At 73.1% G+C, this 21,278-nt stretch carries 13 protein-coding genes; 6 read left to right on the plus strand and 7 right to left on the minus strand.

Annotated elements, in window-relative coordinates; all coding sequences use genetic code 11:
• Nucleotides 1-29 precede the first annotated feature (29 nt).
• On the plus strand, nt 30-974 hold the full coding sequence (locus ACWDEN_RS40230; protein WP_450862912.1) for an aldo/keto reductase: 945 nt from the start codon (nt 30-32) through the stop codon (nt 972-974).
• 90 nt (nt 975-1,064) lie between these two features.
• Here ACWDEN_RS40230 and ACWDEN_RS40235 read toward each other — a convergent pair whose 3' ends face one another.
• The 4 genes from ACWDEN_RS40235 to ACWDEN_RS40250 all read right to left on the minus strand — a co-directional run bounded on the left by ACWDEN_RS40235 (nt 1,065) and on the right by ACWDEN_RS40250 (nt 6,032).
• Nucleotides 1,065-2,390 carry a PrsW family intramembrane metalloprotease gene (locus tag ACWDEN_RS40235; RefSeq protein WP_351600615.1) on the minus strand — a complete coding sequence of 442 codons (1,326 nt, stop codon included), beginning with the start codon at nt 2,388-2,390 and terminating at the stop codon, nt 1,065-1,067.
• A 42-nt stretch (nt 2,391-2,432) separates the two neighbouring features.
• On the minus strand, nt 2,433-3,257 hold the full coding sequence (gene trmB, locus ACWDEN_RS40240) for a tRNA (guanosine(46)-N7)-methyltransferase TrmB (protein ID WP_450862914.1): 825 nt from the start codon (nt 3,255-3,257) through the stop codon (nt 2,433-2,435).
• Nucleotides 3,258-3,328: 71 nt separating this feature from the next.
• A complete protein-coding gene (gene lhgO, locus ACWDEN_RS40245; protein WP_351600609.1) occupies nt 3,329-4,546 on the minus strand; it encodes an L-2-hydroxyglutarate oxidase in 1,218 nt (405 codons plus the stop codon).
• 61 nt (nt 4,547-4,607) lie between these two features.
• A complete protein-coding gene (locus ACWDEN_RS40250; RefSeq protein ID WP_208900045.1) occupies nt 4,608-6,032 on the minus strand; it encodes an MFS transporter in 1,425 nt (474 codons plus the stop codon).
• A gap of 668 nt (nt 6,033-6,700) precedes the next feature.
• Between ACWDEN_RS40250 and ACWDEN_RS40255 the strand changes: the two genes are divergently transcribed.
• Nucleotides 6,701-8,776 carry an asparagine synthase-related protein gene (locus ACWDEN_RS40255; RefSeq protein WP_450862917.1) on the plus strand — a complete coding sequence of 692 codons (2,076 nt, stop codon included), beginning with the start codon at nt 6,701-6,703 and terminating at the stop codon, nt 8,774-8,776.
• Nucleotides 8,777-8,928: 152 nt separating this feature from the next.
• Nucleotides 8,929-12,297, plus strand: coding sequence for a BTAD domain-containing putative transcriptional regulator (locus ACWDEN_RS40260; protein ID WP_450862919.1), 3,369 nt, complete (start codon nt 8,929-8,931; stop codon nt 12,295-12,297).
• A gap of 46 nt (nt 12,298-12,343) precedes the next feature.
• Here ACWDEN_RS40260 and ACWDEN_RS40265 read toward each other — a convergent pair whose 3' ends face one another.
• Nucleotides 12,344-14,224 carry a sigma-70 family RNA polymerase sigma factor gene (locus tag ACWDEN_RS40265; protein WP_450862920.1) on the minus strand — a complete coding sequence of 627 codons (1,881 nt, stop codon included), beginning with the start codon at nt 14,222-14,224 and terminating at the stop codon, nt 12,344-12,346.
• Between the two features lie 252 nt (nt 14,225-14,476).
• A complete protein-coding gene (locus ACWDEN_RS40270; RefSeq protein WP_351622050.1) occupies nt 14,477-15,265 on the minus strand; it encodes a TetR/AcrR family transcriptional regulator in 789 nt (262 codons plus the stop codon).
• A gap of 376 nt (nt 15,266-15,641) precedes the next feature.
• Here ACWDEN_RS40270 and ACWDEN_RS40275 point away from each other — a divergent pair, with 376 nt between their 5' ends.
• Nucleotides 15,642-17,021 (plus strand): NAD(P)/FAD-dependent oxidoreductase, encoded by a 1,380-nt coding sequence (locus ACWDEN_RS40275; RefSeq protein WP_450862923.1) that lies wholly within the window; start codon nt 15,642-15,644, stop codon nt 17,019-17,021.
• Nucleotides 17,022-17,152: 131 nt separating this feature from the next.
• Nucleotides 17,153-18,799: an ATP-binding SpoIIE family protein phosphatase gene (locus tag ACWDEN_RS40280; RefSeq protein WP_351622055.1), complete on the plus strand. Its 1,647-nt coding sequence runs from the start codon at nt 17,153-17,155 to the stop codon at nt 18,797-18,799.
• A gap of 159 nt (nt 18,800-18,958) precedes the next feature.
• On the opposite strand, the gene ACWDEN_RS40285 is transcribed toward ACWDEN_RS40280, so the two are convergent.
• The gene (locus tag ACWDEN_RS40285) at nt 18,959-20,248 is read right to left on the minus strand and encodes an MFS transporter (RefSeq protein ID WP_351622063.1); all 1,290 of its coding nucleotides are present in this window, start codon (nt 20,246-20,248) and stop codon (nt 18,959-18,961) included.
• Between the two features lie 110 nt (nt 20,249-20,358).
• Here ACWDEN_RS40285 and ACWDEN_RS40290 point away from each other — a divergent pair, with 110 nt between their 5' ends.
• Nucleotides 20,359-20,910, plus strand: a complete 552-nt coding sequence (locus tag ACWDEN_RS40290; protein ID WP_351622066.1) for a MarR family winged helix-turn-helix transcriptional regulator — start codon at nt 20,359-20,361, stop codon at nt 20,908-20,910.
• Nucleotides 20,911-21,278 lie beyond the last annotated feature (368 nt).

Raw genomic sequence — 21,278 nt, forward strand, 5'->3', positions numbered from 1 at the left:
GTCATCCACCGCCGGCGTTGGCACAGAGCATGACCTCTCTGCGCACACTCGGCTCCTCCGACCTCCAGGTCTTCCCGCTCTGCCTCGGCGGCAACGTCTTCGGCTGGACCGCCGACGAGGACACCTCCTTCGCCGTCCTCGACGCCTACACGGCGGCCGGCGGCAACTTCATCGACACCGCCGACTCCTACACGGCGTGGATCGAGGGCCACCGGGGCGGCGAGTCCGAGACGATCATCGGCAAGTGGGTCAAGGCCCGCGGCAACCGCGACCGCGTCGTCATCGCCACCAAGGTCAGCCAGCACCCCGAGTTCCAGGGCCTGTCCGCCGCCAACATCAAGGCCGCCGCCGACGCCTCCCTGCGCCGCCTGGACACCGACTACATCGACCTCTACTACACCCACTTCGACAAGCCCGAGATCCCGGTCGAGGAGATCATCGGCGCGCTGGACGAGCTGGTGAAGGCGGGCAAGGTCCGCCACATCGCCGCCTCCAACATCAGCCCCGAGCGCCTCAAGGCCTCGCTCGAGGTCTCCGACCGCGAGGGTCTGGCCCGCTACGTCGCCCTCCAGCCCCACTACAACCTCGTCTCCCGCGACACCTACGAGGGCCCGCTGCAGGACCTGGCCGCCAAGGAGGGCCTGTCCGCCGTGCCGTACTTCTCCCTCGCCGCAGGCTTCCTGACCGGCAAGTACCGCCCCGGCACCAAGGTCGACAGCGCCCGCGCGGGCCGGGCCCAGGAGTACGCGGAGACCGAGCGCGGCCAGAAGGTCCTCGCGGCCCTGGACGAGATCGCCGGTGCCCACGACGCCCCCGTCGCCACGGTCGCCCTCGCCTGGCTGGCGGCCCAGCCGACGATCACGGCCCCGATCGCCTCGGCCCGCACGCCGGCCCAGCTCCCGGCCCTCCTGGCCGTGGCGGACCTGAAGCTGACGGAGGAGGAGCTGGCGCGGCTGACGGCAGCGTCTGCCTGAGCCCTCCCGCCGGCTTGATTCCTCCGCCGCAACGGCGCTCGGCCACGACGGCGGATTCCGGCGGTGCCATACCCTCCGCCACCCGATCGGTCACGACTGATACGGGTTGTAAGCAGAGTAGGGCGCCGCCGGACTGCCGTACCCCGGCCGATACGCCGTGGGCATCGGCACCGGCGCCGCGTACATCGGCCGAACCGGTGGAGCCATCCGCGCCGCATACTCCAGCGCCGGCCGTGCCGCGTTCCTCCGCTTCCACAGCTCGTCCAGCAGCTCCCGCTCCCGTACGACGAAGTCGGCCCCGGCCTTCCCCTGACGCCCCCGGCGCCGCAGGAACGCGAGCGAGGTGGCGTCCGTCTCGTAGCGCGCCACCTCCCGCGCCACCGGCTTGCCGCCGTGGTGCCGGGCGTAGTCACGGGCCGTCCGCCGGGCCCGCATCGACCCGAGCGCGAACGGCTCGGCCGGCCCCAGCCACCCGGCCAGCACATACGCCGGCAACTCCTCGCGCACGGTGCGCAGTTCCCGCTGCCGCGTCCAGATCGCGAGCCAGGTCAGCAGCCCGAACACGGGCACCATGAATCCGCCGTAGACGGCGAAGAAGCCGAACTCGCCGAAGGTGGAGGAGCCGTTCCAGAAGGCGTGCATGCTCATCGCGAGCAGCAGACCGCAGACCGGCAGCAGCGCCCGCCGGGCGCGCTGCCGCTCGGCGGAGAGCGCGGCGATGCCGAAGCCGAGGCCGGTCATGGTGGTGAACAGGGGGTGCGCGAACGGGGACATCACGATGCGCACGAAGAAGGTGGCGGCGGTGACGGAGGGGATGCCGCGGCCGCCGCTGAGCTGGTCGGCCCCGAAGGCCGTACCCAGGTAGAGGATGTTCTCGGTGAACGCGAACCCGGTGGCGGTGATGCCCGCTATCACCACCCCGTCGACGATCCCGGTGAAGTGACGTCTGCGGAAGAGAAAGACCAGCAGCACGGCCGCGGCCTTGGCGGACTCCTCCACGATGGGCGCGATCACGGTGGCGCCCAGGGTGTTCGCACTGGCCGGATCGGCCGTGGCGGTGGCTATCCATTTCGTCGCGAAGCTGTTGGCGACGATGGCTATCAGCGCCGCCGCGCAGGCCCCCCAGGCGAACGCGAAGAGCAGGTTCCGCCAGGGGCCGGGCTCGACCCGGTCCAGCCACCGGAAAGCCGCTATGAGCCACGGCACGGGCAGCACGGCGAGACCGAGCCCGACGAGAAACCCCTCGGTACCGGTCTGTCTGCGCACCAGCGCCAGGATGACGAGCCCGGACAGCGCGAGCAGTGTGATCAGTGCCCCGTACCGCACCCACCTGCGCTGCCACCAGTGCGGATGGCGGAACGGCACGGGGCCGTGGGGACCCGGCGGATACGTCGGAAACGGAGGACTGGTGGCCACGGCATCGACCCTAACGGTGACGGGACGAGGGGCTGGAGCGGATTATCGGTCCTGGTGGGGTACGCGACGAAAGAGCAGATCGTTCACCACGTGTCCCTTGTCCAGTCCCTGCCCCTCGAAACGGGTCAGCGGCCGGAACTCGGGGCGTGCTGCGAAACCGCCGTGCGCCTGCGTGTTCTCGAAGTCGGGGTGCGCGGTGAGCACCTCGAGCATCTGCTCGGCGTACGGCTCCCAGTCGGTCGCGCAGTGCACGAGCGCGCCGGGCTTCAGCCGGGTCGCGGCGAGGGTCAGGAACTCGGGCTGGATGAGCCGCCGCTTGTGGTGCCGCTTCTTGGGCCAGGGGTCCGGGAAGTACACGCGCAGCCCGTCGAGCGTGTCGGGGGCGAGCATCTCCCGGAGCAGGATGATCGCGTCCCCGTTGCCCACACGGACGTTGGACAGCCCGTTGCGGTCGGCGAGAGCCAGCAGATTGCCCTGCCCTGGGGTGTGCACGTCGACGGCGAGGATGTTGGTGTCCGGGTCGGCCGCCGCCATCCGCGCGGTGGCCTCGCCCATCCCGAAGCCGATCTCCAGGACGACGGGCCTGTCGTTCCCGAACAGCTCGGGGAGGTCGATGACCCGCTGTCCGTCGATGTCCAGCCCCCACGTGGGCCACAGCCGCTGCAGCGCGTCCGCCTGCCCGGAGGTCACCCGGCTGCGCCGCGGCTGGAAACTCCGGATCCGCCGCTCGAAGTGCGACCCGGCGGGGTCCGCCCTGGGACCGTCCGGAAACCGCGGCTCCCCCTTGGCCCGGGTATGCCGGATGGACGCGCCGGGGGGGTGGGGGGCCGGCGAGGGGGCTTCGGGGGCGTTGAGGAAGTCAGACACAGTGCTTCCGATTTTACGGCGCTCCACCAGGGGGCGGACGGGGGCCGGGGGCGAGCTCCCTGGTACGGCCACTACAGCGCCCCGAGCATGGACAGCACCCGCCGCCCGACCTCCCGACCGATCGGCAGAGAGGCGGTCGCTGCAGGGGACGGCGCGTTGAGAACATGCACCGCCCGGCTCCCTTCTCGGATGAGGAAGTCGTCCACCAGCGTCCCGTCGCGCAACACCGCCTGCGCCCGCACCCCGGCAGGGGCCCGCACCAGGTCGTCCGCCTCCGCCCCGGGCAGCAGTCTGCGCACCGCCTCCAGGAACGCCCCCTTCGACAGCGAGCGGTGCAGCTCCCCCGCGCCGTATCTCCAGTGCCGCCGGGCGATCGCCCACGACCCCGGCCATGCCACGGTCCCGGCCAGCTCCCGGGGCCGTAGGACCCCCCAGCCGTACCCCTCCCGGGCCAGGGCCGGCACCGCGTTGGGGCCGATGTGCACGCCGCCGTCGATGCCCCGGGTCAGATGGACCCCGAGGAACGGGAAGGCGGGGTCCGGCACCGGATACACCAGGCCGCGCACCAGCTCCGGCCGCGCCAGCTCGTAGTACTCCCCGCGGAACGGCACGATCCGCACCGGGGGCTCGTCCCCGGTCAGCCGCGCGATCTCGTCGCAGTACAGCCCGGCGCAGTTCACCAGGACGCGCGCGCGTACGACGTCTCCGCCCGAGGTGAGCACGGCCACGCCCCGCTCCGGCCGCCGGTCGATCCGTACGACCCGGGCGCCGTAGCGGATCTCGGCCCCGGAGGCCCGCGCCAGCTGCCGGGCGACGCCGACGAAGTCGCACACGCCGGTGGTCCCGACGTGTATGGCGGCCAGCCCTCTCACCTCGGGCTCGTACTCACCGATCTGCGCGGCGCCCAGCTCCCTGACCGGAATCCCGTTCTCCCGGCCTCTTTGCACGAGCGCGTGCAGCCGGGGCAGCTCCTCCCGCTCGGTGGCGACGATCAGCTTGCCGGTGACGGCGTGCGCGATGCCGTACTCGGCGCAGAACTTGACCATCTCGGCGGCGCCCCGCACCGCGTACCGCGCCTTGAGGGAGCCCGGCCGGTAGTAGATCCCGCTGTGGATGACCCCGCTGTTGCGCCCCGTCTGGTGCCGGGCCGGTCCCGGCTCCTTCTCCAGCACGGTGACCGCCGTGCCCGGTGCGGCCCGCGTGATCGCATACGCCGTGGACAGCCCGACGATCCCCCCACCGACCACGAGCACATCACAGTCGTAGGCCCCGACCGGCACCTGCACCACCTCCCACCTCGATAGTGCACTGCGCCACTGACAACGCCTTCAAACGCGGGTGTGACGGTTCTCAGGCCGGAGCCATCAACAGCGGGCGCGCCCGCTCCCGCAGCTCCACCACCCTCGGCTCGTCCCCGTACGGCTCCAGCCGGTGCAGAAGGTCCTTCACGTACTCGGTCGTGCGCGCGGACGAGATCCGACCGGCCACCTCCACGGCCCGCACGCCCTGCTCGCAGGCGGCGTCGAGGTTCCCGGACTCCAGCTCGGCGACGGCCGAGACGACCAGCCGCAGGCCGTGCGACCGTACGAACTCCTCGGTCGGCTTGGACAAGGCCTGTTCCGTGAACCTCCGCACCTGCCGGGGGGCCTTCAGGTCCCGGTAGCATTCGGCCGCATCCGCGGCAAAACGATCATATCCATAGAAACCAAGCCAAGAAGGATCGTTGTCCCCCTCCCGGGACCGCTCCAGCCATCCCTCGGCCGCCTTCAGCGCAGCACCCGCCGCCTGCGCGTCCCCGGCACGCGCGTGTGCCCGGGCCTCCACCAGCCGGAAGAAACTCATCGTGCGCGCGGTCGCCAGCCCGCGGTTCCGCTCCAGCGCGGCCTGCGCCAGATCGACCCCCTCGTCGCCGAAGCCGCGATACGTCGCCTGCAAGGACATGGAGGCCAGGACATAGCCCCCCAGCGGGACGTCCGCCGCCGCGCGCGCGAGCCGCAGCGCCTGGATGTAGTACCGCTGTGCCGCCTCCTGCTGACCGGTGTCGAAGGCCATCCACCCGGCGAGCCGGGTGAGTTCGGCGGACGCCCCGAAGAGCGCGCGGCCCACTTCGTCGGAGTAGGAGCCGAGCAGCAGCGGCGCTGCCTCCACCCGCAGGCACTCCGGCACCATCGACGAACGCCAGTCCCCGCCCCCGTACTTGGAGTCCCAGCGCCGGGCGTCCTCGGCGGCCTCCCGCAGCTTGCGCACATCGCTGTGGCCGACTTTGATCGGTGCGCCGGAGCCCTCGGCGGAGCCCGCCTCCCGCGCGACCGAGCTGTCGGCGGGGGTTATCAGCCAGCGCGAGGCAGGCGTTGCGTATGCGCTCACTGCGAACGATCCGGCGAGCGACTGCCAGATGCCGCCGGAGCCGGCCCGGCGCCCGGCGAGGTCGAGACGGTACAGCTCCGTCGCCGACTTCACCGCCTGTCCGACGTCTCTGGGGAAGGCGAGGCCCACTTCGGGCGCGGGATCCGCGTCCGCCAGGCCGATCTCGTGGAGCGGCACCGGGCGGCCGAGCTTCTGGCCGATGGCGGCCGCGATGAGGTGCGGCGCCGCACCCTGCGGCACCATCCCCTTCGACACCCAGCGCGCCACCGAGGTCTTGTCGTAGCGAAGAGTCAACCCGCGTTGCGCCCCAAGGTCGTTGACGCGCCTGGCGAGTCCTGCGTTGCTGATTCCCGCGAGGGCGAGAACGGCGCCGAGCTTTTCGTTCGGCCCGCGTTGCTCCCTGGACATGCGCCACCCCTCGACACAGACGGCTGCCGCGCTGGCATAACCATGCGGCATTCGTAAACCCAGCGTAGTTCGCCGCATCCCAAGCGTTAAGGGGCATTGTTCCGGTTGGCGGGATTGTGGTCCGTACGGAAGCGCGGTCCTGTACGCACCGTGCACGGCCTGCCGCCTCGTGCCCCCGTGCGTGTGGCCGTGCGCCCGTCCGTGCGCTCTTCTCCGGCCATCTCGGGAGCGGTTCCATGGCTCTTGCGTGGGTCGGCCCGCTGTACTGGATCCAGTGGGCTGGGGGACACCGCCACCTTCATCCCCGCGGGTGGCGGACCGGTCCGGGAGGCGATGCCCGCCTCCCGGACTGTGCGCGTGTTCGCGCCGCCACGCGCTCCGCAGGCCTGTACGGAGCGTGCTCAAGTCCGGCTCCGTTCAGCATATTTGGCTGAAAATAGTCCCCGCCTGTCGTGGTCGACATGTGCTCCGACCATGCAACTTGAGGGCGTGAAGGGCGTTTTGGGGGAGCGTTCAGGGGGCGCATTCGAGTCGCCCCCGTCCCCTGCCCGCTGGGCATTTCCCTCGATCGAAGCCGGTGCCGCCGCACTTCCACAACGCGCCTCTCATGGCAGCATGGGGATCCGGTTCGTACGGTGCACTGTTGTCCACAGCCTGTGGAGGCGTCGATGCGGTGGTTGGTGGGTTGGAGCAGCACCGCCGCGGGCGCCGCCGGGATCGGTTCCGCGGGCGCCACCGGTTACGACGGCGAGACGCTGCACCCGGTCGGCTCCCAACTCCTGTGGGGCGACCCGGATCCGCTCTGGGCCGTCGGCGACTGGCGCCCGGACGAGCTGCGCGTGGTGAAGGCCGACGCGGACAACCGCATCGCCGTCCTCGGCATCTGCGGCGCCTCCGACGAGGAGCTGCGGCGCGGCCTGTTCACCGCGCGCGGGGGCGCACTGCGCCATCTGACAGCCTGGCCGGGCAGCTACACGGCCGTCGTCAAGGTCGGCCGCCGCATCACCGTCTGCGGCGATCTCGCGGGCGCCCGCCCGGTGTTCCACACCCCCTGGGCCGGCGGCACTGCCTACGCCACCGCCGCGCTGCCCCTCGCCGACCTCATCGAGGCCAACCTCGACTTCGGCCACCTGGCCGCCCTGCTCGCCGCCCCGGACGTACCGGCCGCGCTGCGCGACACCACACCGTACGAGGGCGTACGGCGCGTTCCGCCGGGGCACGCGCTCGTACTGCGCGCCGGGATGCGCGAGATCGCCGGGTACGAGCCGGTCGCCTCGCTCGCCGTGGCCGCGTCCCCGGCCGACCCCGACCGCGCCGTGGACGCCGTACGCGACGCCCTGGTGGAGGCGGTCCGCACCCGGCTGTCGGCGCCCCGGCACGTGCCCGACCTGGACCCCGGTCCGGTGCCCGGCATGGGCCCCGCCGAGCGCCGGGCCCGGCGCGGGATGCCCGTGCCCGGCATCGGCGCCGACCTCTCCGGCGGCCCCGCCTCCGGCACCCTCGCGCTGCTGGCTGCCGGGCTGCCCGGCAGACCCGGCACACTCCTCGGCCACGGCACGGGCGCGGGCGAACGGCTCCTCGCCGTCACCTTCAACGACCTGGCCGTGGGCGGCCGCGAGGCCGAACTGGAGCGCGCCGGCGCCCTGGCCGCCAACCCGCGCCTGCACCACGTCGTCGTGACCGGCGCCGAGGAGACCCTCCCGTACGCCGACCTCGACGGCCCCCTCACCGACGAACCCGGACCCTCGCTGGTGACCGCCGTCCGGCACCGCGCCCGGCTCGCCGCCGGCAGCGCTGACCACTTCACCGGCCACGGCGCCCGCCAGGTCCTGGACGCCCACCCCGCCCGCCTCGCCGACCTCCTGATGGACCGCAAACGGCGTCATCTGGTCCGCCCGGTCGCCGCGCTCGCCAAGGCCGACGGCTCGGTGATGGTCCCCGCGCGCGTGTACGGCGCCGCCCGCCGGCTCGCCCGCACGCCCTACCGGACGGGCCTCGAGGTGCTGGCCGAGCGGCTGATGCGGCGCCACTTCGACGAGCCCGGGGGAGCGGTCGGCGCGTCCCTCGCCGCGCTGACCTGGGCCAGACCCGGGCCGGCGGCCCGCTGGCTGACGGGGGAGGCACTGGCCGAAGTATCGGTTCTGCTGCAGGCGGAGGCGGACCGCTCGGCAACCGGCGTCCAGCGTCCCGGCGAGTACCGCGCGCGTGCCGCCCTCGCCCGCCACGCCGCCGACCTGCGCGTCCTGGAACAGGCCGCCGAGATCCGCTCCCAGCGCCTGCACGCGCCGTTCCTCGACAACCAGGTCGTCCGCGCCTGCCGCGCCCTCCCGGAGGCCCTGCGCGTCCAGCCCGGGGCTCGTTCCTCGATCCTCCGTACGGTCCTGGAGGGCGCCGGCGTCACCGACCTCCCGCCCGGCTGGGGCGCCCCCTCCCACGCCTCCTCGGCCGCGGCCGCACGCACGGGCCTGCGCGTGGCGGCGGACCCCCTCCAGGACCTCTTCGCCACCCCCCTGCTGGCCGACGCCGGCCTGGTGGAGGCCCGCGTCATCCGCAAGGCCCTGCGCGCCGCCGCCGGCGGCGACCCCCTCCCCCTCGACGGCCTCGCCGACCTCGTCTCCCTCGAACTCTGGCTCCACCGCCTGCTCTCCCGCCGCGGAACGTGCTGGACGGGAACTCCGGCACGAGCGCGTGCGGTGCCCTCCGGGATCCAGCCGAGGAGGGGAGCCTTGGCCTCCGGCGCGTGAAGGCCGGGGACGCTGGTCCCCGCGACGCCGGTGAGCGACCCACCTCGGCCCGCCCCACCCCAGCGCCGCCCCGCCCCAGCGCCGGGCACCGGTCGGGCGCCGCCGGCGAAACCCCCGTGCCCCCCACCCCGCACCCCCGCGACAATGACCAGGTGCGGTACAGAATCCTGGGCGTGGCCCAAGCAGCGGACGGCCAGGGCACCCCCGTACCCATCGGCGGCCCGCGCCTGCGCACGCTCCTCACCGCCCTGGCCCTGCGCCCAGGCCGCACCACCACCCCCGAAACCCTCATCGACGAGATCTGGGCCGACGACCATCCGAGCGACGCCCCCGCCGCCCTCCAGGCCCTCGTCGGCCGCCTCCGCCGCACCCTCGGCCACCACACCGTCGCCTCCGCCCCGGGCGGCTACCGCCTCGAGGCGACCGAGGACGACGTCGACCTGTACGTCTTCGAGCGCCTGGTCCTCACCGGCACCGAGGCCCTCACCACCGGCGACCCGGCCACCGCCCACCGCACCCTCACCGAGGCCCTCGCCCTCTGGCACGGCCCCGCCCTCGCCGACCTCCCCGACCGCAGCGCCGCCACCCGCCCGGAGGCCCTGCGCCTGGAGGCCACCCGCGCGCGTGCCGCCGCCGCCCTCGACCTCGGCCGCGCCCCGGACGTCGTACCGGAACTGGCGGAACTCACCACGGTGCACCCGTTGGACGAGCCCCTGCACGCCCTGCACATCCGGGCCCTGCGCGACACCGGCCGCACCGCCGACGCCCTCGCCGCGTACGAGTCCGCCCGCCGCACCCTCGCCGACACCCTCGGCACCGACCCGGGCCCGGAACTCAGAGCCCTGCACGCGTCGTTGCTCAGGCAGCAGGACCCACAGCCGCAGCCACCGACCCCAGCGTCCCCGCCGACGCCGCCGGCCCCCGCCCAACCCCCCGAGCGCACCGGCAATCTCCGCCCCCGCCTGACGTCCTTCGTCGGGCGGGAACCGGAACTCGAGGCCATTCGTTCCGACGTGGACAGGGCCCGCCTGGTCACGCTCACCGGACCGGGCGGCTCGGGAAAGACCCGCCTCGCCGAGGAGGCCGCCGCAGGGCTCCCCCAGGCATGGCTGGTCGAGCTGGCCCCGCTCGACCATCCGGAGGCGGTGCCCGGCGCCGTGGTCAGCGCGCTCGGTCTGCGCGAGACCGTGCTGCTGACCAACGAGCTGGCGGCCCCGCAGGCCGACCCCGTCGCCCTGCTGATCGAGTACTGCGCCCCGCGCAGCCAACTCCTGATCCTTGACAACTGCGAACATGTCATCGGCGCGGCCGCCGCCCTCGCCGAGACCCTCCTCACCCACTGCCCGGGGCTCACGATCCTCGCGACCAGCCGTGAACCCCTGGGCGTCCCCGGTGAGTCGGTGCGCCCGGTCGAGCCCCTCGTCCCGGAGCAGGCGCACCGCCTGTTCGCCGAGCGCGCGAAGGCCGTCCGTCCTGACGCCGACGCGGTGCTCTCCGACACCGGGGCCGTGGCGGAGATCTGCCGCCGCCTGGACGGGCTGCCGCTCGCCATCGAGCTGGCCGCCGCCCGGCTCAGGCTGCTGACCCCACGGCAGATCGCCGACCGGCTCGACGACCGCTTCCGCCTGCTCACCTCCGGAAGCCGTACGGTCCTGCCCCGCCAGCAGACCCTGCGCGCGGTCGTCGACTGGTCCTGGGACCTGCTGGACGAGCGCGAGCGCACGGTGTTGCGCGAGGCGTCCGTCTTCGCCGGCGGCTGGGACCTCGCGGCGGCCGAGGCCGTGTGCACCGGCCCGGCGGCCGACCTGATCGGCGCCCTCGTCGACAAGTCCCTCGTCGTGGCCGCACCCAGCGGCCCCGACGGCTCCGGCGGCATGCGCTACCGCATGCTGGAGACCATCCACGAGTACGCCACCGAGCGCGCCGCCGAGGTCCCCGGACTGCGTGCCACGGCCGAGCGCCGGCATCGCGCGTGGGTGCGAGCGCTGGTCGAGGAGGCCGAACCGCGTCTGCGGTCGGGGGACCAACTGCCGTGGATCTCCCGCCTGGAGACCGAGCTGGACAACGTCCGGGCGGCCCTGGACCGCTCCGTGCGCGCCGGCGACGAGCCGGAGGCGGGCGCGATCGTCCTGGCCATCGGCTGGTTCTGGTGGCTCCGCAACCACCGCCAGGAGGCGGTGGCCTGGGTCCGCCTGGTCCTCCGCCTGGGCGTGGCCCTGGACACCCTGGCGACCCCGACGCCCTCGGCTTCGCCGAACCCCTCGGCGAGTGCGGACCCTCTCGGGGCCGGCCCCGACCTGATGTCCCTGGTGGAGTCGGCCGACCCGGTGGGCGCCTTCCTCGCCGTGCCCGACGGCGAGGCCGGGCATCCGCTGCGGGAGCTGCGGATGGACCTGCGGATGCTCGACCTTTTCCTGACCTTCGAATCGGGCACCGAGCACCTCGCGGCCGACCCACGCGCCCCGGAGTACATCGCGCGCGTCCGCGCCGCCTACGAGTGCGGTGGCCCCCAAGCCGCCCGGCTCCCGGGCATCGTGTGGCCGCTGACCGCCTACTACCTGGGCGGCCTGGTGGACGTCGGCCCGTACCTGGCGGCGGCCGTGGCCAACTGCCGTGCGTACGGCGGTGACTGGGAGATCGGCGTCTCCCTGATGTACCGCACCCATGTGGTCGTCGACTCCCCGGGCAACCTGCGGGGCGTGGACGAGGATCTGACCGAGCTACGCACGCTCAGCCGGCGCGTCGGGGACCGCTGGATGCGGGCCCAGGTGTGCAGCGCGGCCGGCGAGGCGGCCATGGCCCGCGGCAGGTTCGCCGAGGCGCGCGGTGAGTACGAGGAGGCACTGCGCCTGGCCTACGAGGTGGGGGCCTACGCCGAGTCGCCGTTCCTGCTGGCCCGGCTCGCCGAGATCTCCTACCGCTCCGGCGACCCGAAGACCGCGCTGGCCGCCCTGGAGGAGGCGGGAACGGCCGCCGACCGGTACGGGGTGCCGGAGTCGCGTGCCTTCGTGCTGCTGCTGCGCGCCCACATCGCCCTGCACGAAGGGCAGACCGCCCGTGCCCGCGAGCTGTACGAGGAGACCCGCGCCACGGCCCGCGGCGGCACCCCGCCACCGCAGTTCGAGGCGGCACTGCGCAGTGTCGAGGCGCTCCTGGCCGCCGACGAGTCGGGCCCCGCCCACGGGCTGCCGATCGCCGCCGAGGCGCTCCGCGTGGCCGTGGCCCAGCGGTGCGCCGAGTCGATCACGGCGGGGCTGGTGGACCTCGCGGCCGGCCTGCGGGCCCGGTGCGGCGATCTGGCCGGTGCGGTCCGGCTGTTCGCCGCCGCGGACCACTGGCGCGACGGCAATCCGCGTCCCGAGCCGGAACGCGGCGAGGCCATCCGGGTGCAGGCCGACGCCCGCGCGGCCCTGTCGCCCGGGCGGTACGCGGCCGAGCGCGCCCGGGGCTCGTCCCTCGGCGTGGCCGACGTACTGCGGGAGCTCGGCGCGGCGGAGGCGGCCGTCGAACGGGGCCGGTGAGGACCACCACCGTTCTCCCGGCCTTCCGTTCTCCCGGCCGTCCCGTCTACCGGCAGGTGAGCCGGGACTCCGCCCAGTCCGCGAGGGCCGGCTGGTCGAAGACGTCGCTGTGCGGCCGTACGACGAGCCGTACGGTCCTGCGCCCGGTGAGGTCCACATGGACGGGCACGGCCCGGTCGTGTCCCTTGACCATCCCGGACTGCCACAGCCGGACCCCGTCGGCCCAGACGGAGAAGGACACCTTGCCGAGGCCGAGCGTCATGTCGTCCACGCCGGCCAGTGCGTCGTAGGCGGTGCACTGCCGGTTGAGGGCGATGAGGACGGAGGACTCGCCGTGCACGGTCACCCCGCGCGCGTACTGCTCGCCGCCGATCGACATGCCGTAGCGCTGCCACACCCAGCTGCTCTCGGCGAGCTGGATCTCGGGCCTGGTGCCGTCGCCGTCGACGTCGTAACCGAGGTCGCTCAGCTCGTAGACGGTGGGCGCGGGCGGCGGGGTGGGCGTCGGGGTCGGTCTGGGAGTCGGTGTCGGCGTGGGGGTGGGCGTCGGGGTGGGCCTGGGAGCCGGCCTGGGCGCCGGTTTCGGAGTGGGCGTCGGCGTCGGGGTGGGAGCCGGCGCGGGCGCGAGCACCACGGGCTCCGGCGAGGGCTTCTTCCCCGGCGGGGCCGGCGTCGACGCCGGGGGCCGTACGACGGGCGCGGACGGCGACGGCCTGGCGACCTCCTTCGCCGGCGGATGGCTGTCGTTCACCAGGGCCAGTGCCACCGCGGCGGCGGCCACCGCGACCACACCGGCGGCCATCCCCGCCTTCACCGGTGCCCCGAGCCCCTCCGAGGCAGCGGCACCGCCCGCACCGCCGGCCCCGCCGGAGGACGACCCGGCACCCGCCGCGGCGGCACCCGCCGCCCCCGCCCCGGCGCTGCCGGCGATGATGCCGAGCGCCTTGGCGTACCCGGCGGCGCCGAACCAGCCGATGACCGCGACCGGGACGACACCGGGGATGCCGCCGGCGACCTCTTCGATCTGCGCGGCCGCCAGCCGGCACCTGGCGCATTCCTCCAGGTGCTTGCGCAGGCCCCGTTCGGCGCGGATGCGCAGTTTGCGGCGGGCGTAGGTGCCGAGCTGGTCGGCGTAGCGGGCGCACTCCTCGTCACCGGCGAGGGAGGCGCTGACGTGGGCCTGGAGGTAGGCCTGCTTCAGCCCCTCGCGGGCGCGGCTCGCCAGCACGCGGGTGCCGTTGGCGTCCAGCCCGAACAGCACGGCCACTTCACTCGGGGACTCGTCCTCCACCTCGGTGTGCCACAGCACGGCCTGCCAGCGCTCGGGCAGCGAACGGAAGGCCCGCATCGCCATGGACTGCTCGGCCTCGTGCATCGCGCGCACATCGGCGCCGAGGTCCAGAGTGCCGTCGTCGGAGACCTCGGAGGCGCGCGCGGACCGCTGGGCGAAGACGGCGAAGTCGTCCACGAGCTGCTCGCGCCGGGCGGACTTGGTCCAGTGCGCGGCCACGCGCCGCACGGAGGTCAACAGATAGGCCCGCACGGCGTGCTCGGGCCCCGATCCGCCGCGCACCGCCTGCAGCATCCGGGCGAAGACCTCGGCCGTCAGGTCGTCGGCGGTGTGCCCGTCCCGGCAGCAGGTGCGCGCATACCGCCGCACGGAGTCCGCGTGCCGCCGGTAGAGCTCCGCGTAGGCGGAGTCGTCACCGCCGCGCATCCGCCCGATCAGCTCGCCGTCGTCGGGCGGCATCTCCCGGGCCGGCGGCAGCACGCTGCCCTCGCGCTGGGCCGGCACGCTCTTCCCGCTCCGTCCGGCGGAGGAAGCCGGACGCCCGCCCTGTTTCGGCACCTGGGGCGGGGTCGGTCCCGCGGCGGCCTCCGCACCCGCGTCGTCACCGCGTGACTCGTCCCACCCGTCAACGCCCATCGCGGAAAGCCCCCGACGCCGGCCCAGCCCAACCCGTCACCGGCTCAGAGTGCCACATTGTCTTTTGTTCAAGGATCCCTTGTTCACGGCATCCACTCATCCGAGGGCCCTTGTCAGCACAGACCTCCGGCCGCCACTCGAATGAGTGAGCCGCAGTTCCGGCAGGGGCGCGGGGAACTGCGCGACCAGCCCCCACGCACCCGCAGCCCGACGGCTACGGCATCACCCACCCCCAACCGGCTACCGAACCCCCTACGCCGGCCGCGACCGCAACCCCTCCAGCAGGATGTCCAGCAGCCGCGCGGAAGCCGCCGCCTGCTGAGCCGCATCCGGCAGGGACGGCGCCGCCGTGGCGATCACCAGCAGCACATCCCCCACGGACACGTCCGCCCGCAGCTCACCAGCCGCCCGCGCCCGCTCCACCAACTGCCCGACCACATCGAGCAACGCCCCGACCCCGCCGTCGTCAGCGGCCCCGGCGGACTCCCCGGGCACCAGCCGAAGCTCACCGGCCCCCGGCTGCACCCGCTGCTGAGGCACCCGGGCCTCCTCGGCGGGCGCCACGCCCGAACCACCCGACCCGGCCGGACCGGCGGAGCCCTGCGCGGAGCCGACCCGCAGGACCTGCGGCGGCAGCAACCGCCCCGCCCCCGACGCCACGGACGTCCGCAGGAACCGGGACAGCGCCGACCACGGCTCGTCCTCCTGCCCGAGCGCGGCCCGCGCCTGCTCGGTCAGCCGCGCGGTCTCCTCCTCGGCTATCCGCCGGACCAGCACGTCCTTGCTGGGAAAGCGCCGGTACACCGTGCCGACACCCACCCGGGCCCGCCGGGCCACGTCCTCCATCGGCGCGCCGTACCCCAGCTCGCCGAAGACCTCACGTGCCGCACGCAGCACGTGCTCCAGATTGCGCTGTGCGTCCACCCGCAGCGGTGTCGTACGCGCCGCGTCCGCGCGTCCGTTGCCCACCGCCGCGCTCATCGCCCCGCCACCCGGTGCGATGGTGGCTGCGGATGACCAATGCGTGTCCTGAACATGCATGTGTTTCCCCCGGTAATGACGTCTCCCCCCGGAGACTCCCCGTCAGTGATCCGAAGTGCGTGGAACTGACGTCCTTCTCGACCGGGCCCGGCCGTCGCGGCACCCGTTCGACCACATTCCCTACACCCCGTCGACACACGAACATAGTTGAGAGGAAGTCAATTCAGAAGGGGCAGGTTCCGCACAGTGCGCCCCCCGATCGGAGTACGGGTCTCGTACGTCCCGTTTCCGCACCTTCGCTCCCCCACGCCCGCACCCGCTGACCTGCCCCCTTTCGTCCCGCCCCGACACCGCTCCCGCCGGTGCGCACACCTGGCGGCCGGTCACACAAATTGCCGGGGCTGTGGACAAACAACAGCGCCGGGTGCGTCATGGGATGGTGAAGGAACGTGCGCGCATTCTGGTTGTCGGCGGCGGCTACGTCGGGATGTACACGGCACTGCGGCTGCAGCGGAGGCTGAAGGCCGAGCTCAGGCGGGGTGAGGTCGACATCACCGTCGTCACTCCCGACCCCTACATGACGTACCAGCCGTTCCTCCCCGAAGCGGCCGCCGGTTCGATTTCCCCTCGGCATGTCGTCGTACCACTGCGTCGTGTCCTGGACCAGTGCCACGTAGTCGTCGGGGAGGTGACGTCCGTCGACCACGCGGTGCGCACCGCCGCCGTCACCACGCTCGCCACCGCCGAGGAGGGAAAACCGGCCGAACTCCTCGGTTACGACGAGCTAGTGCTGGCCCCCGGCTCGATCTCCCGCACTCTGCCCATCCCCGGCCTCGCCGAGTACGGCATCGGCTTCAAGACCGTCGAAGAGGCCATCGGCCTGCGCAACCACGTCATCGAGCAGATGGACATCGCCTCCTCCACCCGCGACCCCGCGATCCGCGACGCCGCCCTCACCTTCGTCTTCGTCGGCGGCGGCTACGCGGGCGTGGAGGCGCTCGCCGAACTGGAGGACATGGCCCGCTACGCCGCCCGCTACTACCACAACGTCCGCCCCGAGGACATGAAGTGGATCCTCGTGGAGGCCACCGACCGCATCCTCCCCGAGGTCGGCGAGGAGATGGGCCGCTACACCGTCACCCAGCTGCGCCGCCGCAACATCCAGGTCCTCCTCGACACCCGCCTGGACTCCTGCGCCGACCGTGTCGCCGTCCTCAGCGACGGCCAGCGCTTCCCGACCCGTACGGTCGTGTGGACCGCAGGCGTCAAGCCCAGCCCCCTGCTCGCCGCCACCGACCTGCCGCTCACCGCGCGCGGCCGGCTGAGGTGCACCGCCCAGCTGACCGTCGACGGCACGGAGCACGCCTGGGCGGCCGGGGACGCGGCCGCCGTACCCGACGTCACCGCCGCGGAACCCGGCACCGAGACCGCCCCCAACGCCCAGCACGCCGTCCGCCAGGCCCGCACCCTCGGCGACAACATCGCCCACGCGCTGCGCGGCGAGCCCCTTGAGACGTACGCCCACAAGTACGTCGGCTCGGTCGCCTCCCTCGGCCTGCACAAGGGCGTCGCCCAGGTCTACGGGCGCAGGCTGAAGGGCTACCCTGCCTGGTTCATGCACCGCGTGTACCACCTCAACAGGGTGCCCACCTTCAACCGAAAGGCCCGCGTGCTGGCGGAATGGACCCTGGCGGGACTCTTCAAGCGGGAGATCGTCTCGCTCGGTTCGCTCGAACATCCGCGAGCGGAGTTCGAACTCGCTGCCGGTGGAAAGCCTCCTCACAGCCCCTCGGACGACCCGAAGGGGTCGTCCTGACCGGAGCAAGGAACTACCCGGCCCGCCCAGGCGTCTGACCGATGTCGCCGCGGCGCGCCCCCTGCCAGACTGCCCCACGTCCTCGGACGAGCCACCCGCCCGCCCTCAGCACCCACGAGGCTTCTTCCCAAGTGAACTTCACGCGCTGGAGCGCCCGGCTCCCCGGAACGCAGCGCCGCGCCGCCGCGCGGAACGAGACCCCGGTCTCCCCGGACCGGCGGGGGGAAGGCTCCGTGCCCGCGGCCCGCGCCGGACAGCGGGCCGACGGCACAGCCCCGGTGCCCGCCGTCGACGAACTGCCCGCGCGCGACGTCCTCGACCGCGTCCCGGCCCTGGTCGCCCTGGTGCACGGCCCCGACCACCGCATCGCGTACCTCAACGACGCCTACGTGACGGCCTTCGGCGTACGGTCCATGGGCACACCCGCCCGCGAGGCGCTGCCCGAACTCGCCGAACTGGGCCTGCTCCCGCTCCTCGACCAGGTGCTGCGCAGCGGCAAGCCCCGCACCCTGAAGTCCCGCAAGGCCGTGGACGGCCGCTCCTACACGTTCACCTGCACCCCGGTCGACGAGGACGGCGACCGCGACGGCGGCGTGCTCGTCTTCGCCACCGACGTCACCGACCACGCCGAGGCCGGAGAGCGGCTGCGCGCCAGCGAGCGCCGCCAGCGCGAGACGGCGGTGACCCTCCAGCGGTCCCTGCTCCCGCAGGAACTGGAACAGCCCGACGACCTGCGCATCGCCGCCACCTACCACCCCGGCGGCACCGAGGCCGCGGTCGGCGGTGACTGGTACGACGTGATCACCCTCGGCGGCGGCCGCACGGCCCTGGTGATCGGCGACGTCATGGGACGGGGTGTGCGGGCAGCGGCGGTCATGGGCCAATTGCGTACGGCCGTCCGGGCCTACGCCCGCCTGGACCTCCCCCCGCACGAGGTGCTCCAGCTGCTGGACGGCCTCGCCACCGAGATCGACCCCAACCAGATCGCCACCTGCGTCTACGCCGTCCACGACCCCAACGAGGGAAGGTTGGTGTACGCCTCCGCCGGGCACCTGCCGATCCTGGTCCGCGACGAGAACGGGACCGTCTCCCGCGCCGACGAGCCCACCGGCCCGCCGCTCGGCACCGGCGGCTGGATGCACGCGTCGGGCTCCATCGCCCTCGGCCCGGGCTCCACGGCCGTCCTCTACACGGACGGCCTGGTCGAACGCCGCGACGAGGACCTGGACGAGGGCATCGCGGCCCTCGAAGGCGCCCTCGCCGGAGCCACCGGCTCCCCGCAGGTCGTCTGCGACCGCCTGGTCCGCTCGGCCGGCGTCACCGCCGACCACGACGACGACGTGGCCGTCCTCGTCCTCCAGCACCCCGCCCGTACGGGCCCCGACGGCGACCTCTTCCGCAACGCGGCCCTGGAACTCCTCGGCGGCGTCGAAGCGGCTCCCCGCGCCCGCGCGTTCGCCTCCGGCGTGCTGACGAGTTGGCGCTTCCCGGTCGAGCTCCACGATCTCGGTGTCCTCGCCGCGAGCGAGTTGGTCGCCAACTCCCTCCAGCACGGCACCCCGCCCATGCGGCTCCGGCTCCGCCGCACCGACCGCCGCCTGATCATCGAGGTGACGGACGGGGACGATCACCTTCCCCGACGCCGGCGCGCGGAACCGGGGGACGAGTCGGGCCGGGGCATCGCCATCGTGGCGACGATCGCGTCCCACTGGGGCTGCCGCCGGACACCTGGCGGCGGCAAGGCTGTGTGGTGCGAGTTCGTGCTGCCGAAGAGCTAGGCGCCGCGCGGGGGACCCGGCCGTTGCCGGGTGCGGGTCGGTGGGGGCTGGCCGCCCGGTTCCCCGCGCCCCTGGGGAGCCGCAGCCCCGTCGCCATCGAGACGCGGCACCTCTCAGCGACCAGCACCCCACACGCGCCCCGCAGCAGCACCCGGTGCCTTACGCCTCCGCGGCCACCGGCTCCGCGGGCGTCCCGCCCCGGGCGACCACCCGGGTGCCACGCGCCGCCCACGGCCGGTCCTGGACGGGGGTGAGCCGCCGCCCCAGCCGCAGCGCCAGCACCGTGATCCCCAGCGAGAACAGCAGGAACGTCACGATGTACGGCCCGTGCAGCGAGGCACCCAGCGGCCCGCCCACCGCCGGACCGACCGCCAGCGCCAACTGCTTGACCAGCGCAAACGCAGAGTTGTACTGCCCGGCCATCCCCTCGGGAGCCAAGTCCGCGACCAGCGGAGCGACCGTCGGCGACAGCATCGCCTCACCCAGTCCGAACAGCGCGTACGTCGACACGAACGCGGCCGTCGCCATCTCCTGGCTGCCGTGCCCCAGCCCCGCGTACCCGGCCGCCAGCCAGGCCACGGCCCAGATCAGACCGACACCGGCGATGACCCGGGACCGCCGGCTGCGCTCCACGAACCTCAGCACGGCGAACTGGGCGACCACGATCATCAGCGTGTTCGCGGCCAGGGCCGTCCCCAGCGCGGAGGTGGATATCCCGGCGGCCTCGACGCCGTACGCGCTCAGCCCGGACTCGAACTGGCCGTAGCAGGCGAAGAACAGCACGAAGCCCAGCACACACAGCTGCACCATCGCCCGGTTTCCGAGCAGCCGCTTCCAGCTGCCCTGCGCCGACTGGGCCGGGGCATCCTCGATCCGCGGCGAGTGCGGCATCCGCACGGTCGCCATCACTCCGACCAGCAGCAGGAACATCGCCGCTTCGATCGCGAACAGCAGCGTGAACGACGACACGCGCGTGGCGTCGACGAGATGACCGCCGATGAGACCGCCTGTACCGAGCCCCAGGTTCTGCAGGAAGAACTGCATGGCGAACGCCCGCGACCGCGTGTCGGCGGTGGAGCAGTCCACGATCATCGTCGCCAGAGCCGGCTGCATCACGGCCTGCCCGGCACCGAGCGCCGCGGCCGACAGCAGTACGGCGACGGAGTTGCCCGCGAGTCCCAGGCTCAGCGCGCCGAGCGCGGCGGTGACCAGGGCGGCGAGCAGGACCGGCAGCGGGCCGCGCCGCACGATCGCCCTGCCGGCGAACGGCAGCACGATCAGCGCGGCCACGGCGAAGACGGCGAGCACGAGTCCCGCCGTCATGGCTCCCAGTCCTCGCACCTGCGCCACGTAGACGTACAGGTAGGGGACGGTGAAGCCGAGCCCGAACGCGCTGAGTGCGTTGCCCACGTGGATCCGGCGCATCGCTGCGCCCATCGCCCTGGTCACGTTCACCTCTCTCACTAGTTAGACCTGAAGACTTCAAAGCTAAAGTTCGAAGCTAAAGACTACACATGGAAGGACTTCAACGCAAAGGGCCTGCGTGCGATACTGCGGCCATGGCCGACACAGCCCCCGACGTCACAGAGCCGACGCTCGAAGAGCAGATCGCCGCCTACCAGCGCGAGTTCCGGGACCTGGATCCCCAGGTCGAGAAGATCGTGTCGGCGCTCTCCCGGCTCAACCGCCGCATGAACGTCGCGTACGGCCGCCAGACCGCCGGCCTGGGCATCAGCAACGCGGAGTGGGAGGTGCTCAAGGCACTCGTCCTCTCCGGCGCCCCCTACCGCATGGGCCCCAGCGACCTCGCCAAGCGCCTCGGTCTCACCCCGGCCGCGATGACCCACCGGATCGACCGCCTGGTGGCCGAGGGGCTCGTCACCCGGGAGCGTGACGAGTCCAACCGCGTCCGGGTGATCGTGGAGCTGACCCCGGAGGGCCGTGAGAAGTGGCTGGAGGCCATGCGCCTCGCGACCGTCTTCGAGGAGGACCTGCTCCAGGACCTGACACCTGCGGAGCGCGCCGTGCTCGGCGAGGTCCTGACCAGGCTCCTGCGCAGGGTGGAGCACGCCCAGCCGGACGCCGGCGGCCGGCTCAGCGACCTCGACTGAGCTCGCCGTAAAAAATCTTGACAGGTGGTGTTGACACACCCCTGGCCGCTCCGTAAAGTTCTTCGGGTTGCCACAGAGCCGTAACGGTTCTTCGGCAGCACCTCCGCCGCCTCGAGCGGCACCCCTCACATCATCAGCAGGATCTCCCGAACGGGTTGTTTTCGGCGTGCCCGAATTCAATTCGAATGGAAGCCCGGCGGCCCGATTGGGAATCGCCGAGCGGATCCGCTAAGGTTTGAGGCGTCGGAACGGCCCAACGGCCGGGAAGACAAACCCCCTGACTGGGAGTCAGACGCCGAAAGGATCTGATAGAGTCGGAACCGCCGGAAAGGGAAACGCGAGAGCGGGAACCTGGAAAGCACCGAGGA

The organism is Streptomyces sp. NPDC001153 (assembly GCF_053598315.1).

Bases quoted from the DNA above. Each gene is read 5' to 3' on its own strand.
- ACWDEN_RS40250 (WP_208900045.1), bottom strand. From the start codon at position 6,032: ATGTCCAGGGAGCAACGCGGGCCGAACGAAAAGCTCGGCGCCGTTCTC.
- ACWDEN_RS40230 (WP_450862912.1), top strand. From the start codon at position 30: ATGACCTCTCTGCGCACACTCGGCTCCTCCGACCTCCAGGTCTTCCCG.
- ACWDEN_RS40255 (WP_450862917.1), top strand. From the start codon at position 6,701: ATGCGGTGGTTGGTGGGTTGGAGCAGCACCGCCGCGGGCGCCGCCGGG.
- ACWDEN_RS40275 (WP_450862923.1), top strand. From the start codon at position 15,642: ATGGTGAAGGAACGTGCGCGCATTCTGGTTGTCGGCGGCGGCTACGTC.
- ACWDEN_RS40290 (WP_351622066.1), top strand. From the start codon at position 20,359: ATGGCCGACACAGCCCCCGACGTCACAGAGCCGACGCTCGAAGAGCAG.
- ACWDEN_RS40265 (WP_450862920.1), bottom strand. From the start codon at position 14,224: ATGGGCGTTGACGGGTGGGACGAGTCACGCGGTGACGACGCGGGTGCG.
- ACWDEN_RS40270 (WP_351622050.1), bottom strand. From the start codon at position 15,265: ATGCATGTTCAGGACACGCATTGGTCATCCGCAGCCACCATCGCACCG.